Here is a 4435-nt window from a genome sequence, read left to right on the forward strand (position 1 = left end):
CACCGGGACCGCGACCGCCACCGCGACCGCCACCGGCGGCGCGACAGCCGCCGTCCCCCCGCCGGGCACCCGTGCCACGCCCGCGCCCGCCGGCCGCCGCGCCGAGACCTCCACAGGCCTCACCCCCGCCCAGGTCTGGAAGCGCGCCCGCGGCTTCCTCGTCGTCCTCGCGATCCTGATCACCACCGGGGTGGTCCTGGCGACCCTCGGCTCCGGCAGCAACCACGGCTACCTCGACCCGCGCTCCGCCGACCCCCAGGGCAGCCGCGCCCTCGCCGAGCTCCTCAAGGACCGCGGCGTCACCACCCGCGTCGTGACCACCACCGCGGAGGCCGCCGCCGTGGCCGACGCGCGCACCACCCTGCTCGTCACCGAGCCCGAACTCCTCGGTACGGCCCAGCGCGCCACCCTGCGCGCTGCCATGGACCGCTCCGGCGGCCGTACGGTCCTGCTCGGCGCCGACGCCTCCCTGAGCTCCCTGGCCCCCGGCGTCCGCGTCAAGGGCACCGCCACCGAGACGAACCACGACCCCGGCTGCACCCTGCCCGCCGCCAAGAGCGCCGGCCGGGCCGCCACCGGCGACGGCCTGCGCTACACCACCAGCCTCCCCAAGGCCACCGCCTGCTACCCGGCCGACGGCAGCCCCACCCTCCTCGTCCTGCCCACGGCCAAGCCCGGCGGCGACACCGTCCTCCTCGGCTCCGAGCAACTGCTGCTCAACGAGAACCTCGCCGAGCAGGGCAACGCCTCCCTCGCCCTGCAACTCCTCGGCTCCCGGCCCGAGCTGATCTGGTACATGCCCTCCCTCGCCGACACCTCCGCCGGCGCCGGCGACGGCACCGGCCCCGACGACGGCGAGGAGAAGTCCCTCTTCGACCTCGTCCCGGCAGGCTGGGGCTGGGCCCTGCTCCAACTCTTCGTCGCCGCCGCCCTCGCAGCCCTCTGGCGGGCCCACCGCCTCGGCCCGCTCGTCGCCGAACGACTGCCCGTCGCCATCCGCGCCTCCGAGGCCACCGAGGGCCGCGCCCGCCTCTACCGCAAGGCCGACGCCCGCGACCGCGCCGCCACCGTGCTGCGCACCGCCACCCGCGAACGCCTCGCCGCCGTGCTCGGCGTACCCGCCGCCTCGGCCCACGACCCGGCCGCCCTGCTGCCCGCCGTCTCCGCCCACCTCGCCGCCGTACACCAACCGGACGGCGCACGGGACCTGACGGCCCTTCTCTTCGGTACCGCACCCTCCGACGACGCGGCACTCGTCGCGCTCGCCGACCACCTCGACGCCCTCGAAAGAGAGGTCCGCACCTCATGACGTCCCCGACCACCGCTCACGCGGACGACGCACGCGCTTCCCTCGAAGCGCTCCGCACGGAGATCGGGAAGGCCGTGGTCGGCCAGGACTCCGCCGTCACCGGCCTCGTCGTCGCCCTCCTCTGCCGCGGCCACGTCCTCCTCGAAGGCGTCCCCGGCGTCGCCAAGACCCTCCTCGTGCGCGCCCTCGCCGCGTCCCTCGAACTCGACACCAAGCGCGTCCAGTTCACCCCCGACCTGATGCCGTCCGACGTGACCGGCTCGCTCGTCTACGACGCCCGCACCGCCGAGTTCTCCTTCCAGAACGGCCCCGTCTTCACCAACCTCCTCCTCGCGGACGAGATCAACCGGACCCCGCCCAAGACCCAGTCCTCCCTCCTGGAGGCCATGGAGGAGCGGCAGGTCACCATCGACGGCACGCCGCGCCCGCTGCCCGACCCGTTCCTGGTCGCCGCGACGCAGAACCCCGTCGAGTACGAGGGCACCTACCCCCTGCCCGAGGCCCAACTCGACCGCTTCCTGCTCAAGCTGACGGTCCCTCTGCCCTCCCGCGAGGACGAGATCGGCGTCCTCACCCGGCACGCCGCCGGCTTCAACCCCCGCGACCTCAAGGCCGCCGGGGTCCGCCCCGTCGCCGGCGCCGCCGACCTCGAAGCCGCCCGCCGGGCCGTCGCCCGCACCGCCGTCTCCCCCGAGATCGCCGCCTACGTCGTCGACATCTGCCGCGCCACCCGCGAATCGCCGTCCCTGACCCTCGGCGTCTCCCCGCGCGGAGCCACCGCCCTGCTCTCCACCGCCCGCGCCTGGGCCTGGCTCACCGGCCGGGACTACGTCATCCCCGACGACGTCAAGGCCCTCGCCCTGCCCACGCTGCGCCACCGCGTCCAGCTGCGCCCGGAGGCCGAGATGGAAGGCGTCACGGCGGACTCGGTGATCACCGCGATCCTCTCCCACGTCCCCGTCCCGCGCTGATGGCCCTCACCGGACGCGCCGCGCTCCTCGCGGCCCTCGGCAGCATCCCCGTCGGCATCCTCGAACCGAGCTGGACGGGGATGCTGGCCGTCAACGGCCCGCTCGCCCTGGCCTGCGCGATCGACTACGCCCTCGCCACTCCCGTCCGCGGCCTGCGCCTGACCCGTTCCGGCGACACCGCGGTCCGCCTCGGCGATACCGCCGACGTCCACCTGACGATCACCAACGCCGGCGGCCGCCCGCTGCGCGCCAAGGTGCGCGACGCCTGGCCACCCAGCAGCTGGCAGCCCGGCACCGAGACCGCGGCCTCCCGCCACAGCGTGACGGTCCCCGCGGGAGAACGCCGCCGGGTCACCACCCGGCTACGCCCCACCCGCCGGGGCGACCGGCGGGCCGCCAAGGTCACCGTCCGCTCGTACGGGCCGCTCGGCCTGCTGGCCCGCCAGGGCCACCACACCGTCCCGTGGACGGTCCGCGTCCTGCCGCCCTTCACCAGCCGCAAGCACCTGCCGTCCCGCCTCGCGCGCCTGCGCGAACTGGACGGCCGCACCAGCGTCCTCACGCGCGGCGAGGGCACGGAGTTCGACAGCCTGCGCGACTACGTCCCCGGCGACGACACCCGTTCCATCGACTGGCGAGCCACCGCCCGCCAGCAGAAGGTCGCCATCCGGACCTGGCGCCCGGAACGCGACCGCCACATCCTGATCTGCCTGGACACCGGCCGTACGTCGGCGGGCCGCGTGGGCGACGCCCCGCGCCTGGACTCCGCCATGGACGCGGCCCTGCTCCTGGCCGCGCTGGCCACCCGGGCCGGCGACCGCGTGGACCTCCTGGCCCACGACCGCCGCACCCGCGCACAGGTCCAGGGCCGCGCGGCGGCGGACGTCCTGCCGTCCTTCGTGAACGCGATGGCCACCCTCGAACCGGAACTGGTCGAGACGGACTCCCGCGCCATGGTCTCCACGATCCTGCGCAGCGCCCCCCGGCGCTCCCTGGTGGTCCTCCTGACGAGCCTGGACACCGCCCCGGTGGAAGAGGGCCTCCTCCCGGTCCTCCCCCAGCTCACGGCCCGCCACACGGTCGTCCTGGCCTCCGTCGCCGACCCGCACGTGGCCGAGATGACCCGCTCCCGCGGCACCATCGACGCTGTCTACGAGGCCGCCGCCGGCACCCAGTCCCAGACCCAGCGCCGCCGCACGGCCGACCACCTCACCCGCCTGGGCGTCACAGTCGTGGACGCCACCCCAGACACCCTGGCCCCAGCCCTGGCCGACACCTACCTCGCCCTGAAGGCCGCGGGCCGCCTCTAAAGATTGACGCGCTTGAGGTACACCCGAGAGCGATGGCTGATGGTCTGATACCACACCATCAGCCGCTCGTCCTCATACGTCCACAGGCGCATGGGCTCCGGGTCCTCGTAGAGGCTGCCGCTCTTCGGGTCGATGCCCATCGAGGCCAGATCGACCAGCCCGTCCATGATGGTGCTCACCAGCGTCTGGTGCTCGGGAGACATGTCGCCAAGGACCCAGAGCCTGCTCGGGTCGCATTCCCATGCCCACCCCTGCTCGTTCTCGACGGCTTCGCCGCGGTCGGTCACAGACCGATCTCCCGCTGGGCCTCGGCCAGGATGAGGCTGCTCGTCTCCATCGATGCCTCGAAGGCCTTCTCGTCGGCATCAGGATCGCCTGCCACCCGCTCCGCCTCATGCAAAGCCGCAGCCCGGGCGGGCCACCGATGGATGGCCACATGCGTGGCCCACTTGATCAGAAAGAACCGAAGGGGATTGATGGCCCCGGTCTCAGCCGCACGGTCGAAGGCCTCGTGGCACTCCTTGTCGAACACTGCGAGGCTGGGCAGGTCCAGTCGCCGTACGGCGTCGCGGAGCGCCTCACGAGTCATCGCCGGCTGAGGAATGAGGGGTCCCTCAGCTTCTGCGTACTGTGCAGTCATGTGTCCTCCACGGGTAACCCTAGGGTACCGGGCACCGCCCACGCGCCCTGAACGCAGAAAAGCCCCGCACCAGATCTAACGATCGGTGCGGGGCTTTCCCACAATGATTGTTCGGCGGCGTCCTACTCTCCCACAGGGTCCCCCCTGCAGTACCATCGGCGCTGAAAGGCTTAGCTTCCGGGTTCGGAATGTAACCGGGCGTTTC

5 protein-coding genes and 1 rRNA gene are annotated in these 4435 nt (G+C 73.3%); 3 read left to right on the forward strand and 3 right to left on the reverse strand.

Features of this window, described 5'->3' with window-relative positions:
- From GPJ59_RS33985 to GPJ59_RS33995, 3 genes are all read left to right on the forward strand, one after another.
- Positions 1 to 1309: DUF4350 domain-containing protein (locus tag GPJ59_RS33985; RefSeq protein ID WP_258025326.1), on the forward strand; the 1309-nt coding region annotated here is incomplete at its 5' end.
- Positions 1306 to 2280 (forward strand): AAA family ATPase, encoded by a 975-nt coding sequence (locus GPJ59_RS33990; protein WP_219671810.1) that lies wholly within the window; start codon positions 1306 to 1308, stop codon positions 2278 to 2280. The genes GPJ59_RS33985 and GPJ59_RS33990, both read left to right, overlap by 4 nt.
- Positions 2280 to 3590: a DUF58 domain-containing protein gene (locus GPJ59_RS33995; protein WP_219671812.1), complete on the forward strand. Its 1311-nt coding sequence runs from the start codon at positions 2280 to 2282 to the stop codon at positions 3588 to 3590. Before GPJ59_RS33990 ends, GPJ59_RS33995 begins: the two co-directional genes overlap by 1 nt.
- Here GPJ59_RS33995 and GPJ59_RS34000 read toward each other — a convergent pair.
- The 3 genes from GPJ59_RS34000 to rrf form a co-directional block, all read right to left on the reverse strand.
- Positions 3587 to 3877 (reverse strand): hypothetical protein, encoded by a 291-nt coding sequence (locus GPJ59_RS34000; RefSeq protein ID WP_219671814.1) that lies wholly within the window; start codon positions 3875 to 3877, stop codon positions 3587 to 3589. The two genes, GPJ59_RS33995 and GPJ59_RS34000, sit on opposite strands and share 4 nt — an antisense overlap.
- Positions 3874 to 4230: a DUF6247 family protein gene (locus tag GPJ59_RS34005; protein ID WP_219671815.1), complete on the reverse strand. Its 357-nt coding sequence runs from the start codon at positions 4228 to 4230 to the stop codon at positions 3874 to 3876. The genes GPJ59_RS34000 and GPJ59_RS34005 overlap by 4 nt, the downstream gene beginning before the upstream one ends.
- Positions 4231 to 4339: 109 nt before the next feature.
- Positions 4340 to 4435 (reverse strand): 5S ribosomal RNA (gene rrf, locus GPJ59_RS34010); the annotation flags it as partial.

Source organism: Streptomyces bambusae (assembly GCF_019400985.1).
Classification (GTDB): Bacteria; Actinomycetota; Actinomycetes; order Streptomycetales; family Streptomycetaceae; genus Streptomyces; species Streptomyces bambusae_A.

Coding starts and splice junctions, on each gene's coding strand:
- GPJ59_RS33990 (WP_219671810.1), top strand. CDS start 1,306: ATGACGTCCCCGACCACCGCTCACGCGGACGACGCACGCGCTTCCCTC.
- GPJ59_RS33995 (WP_219671812.1), top strand. CDS start 2,280: ATGGCCCTCACCGGACGCGCCGCGCTCCTCGCGGCCCTCGGCAGCATC.
- GPJ59_RS34005 (WP_219671815.1), bottom strand. CDS start 4,230: ATGACTGCACAGTACGCAGAAGCTGAGGGACCCCTCATTCCTCAGCCG.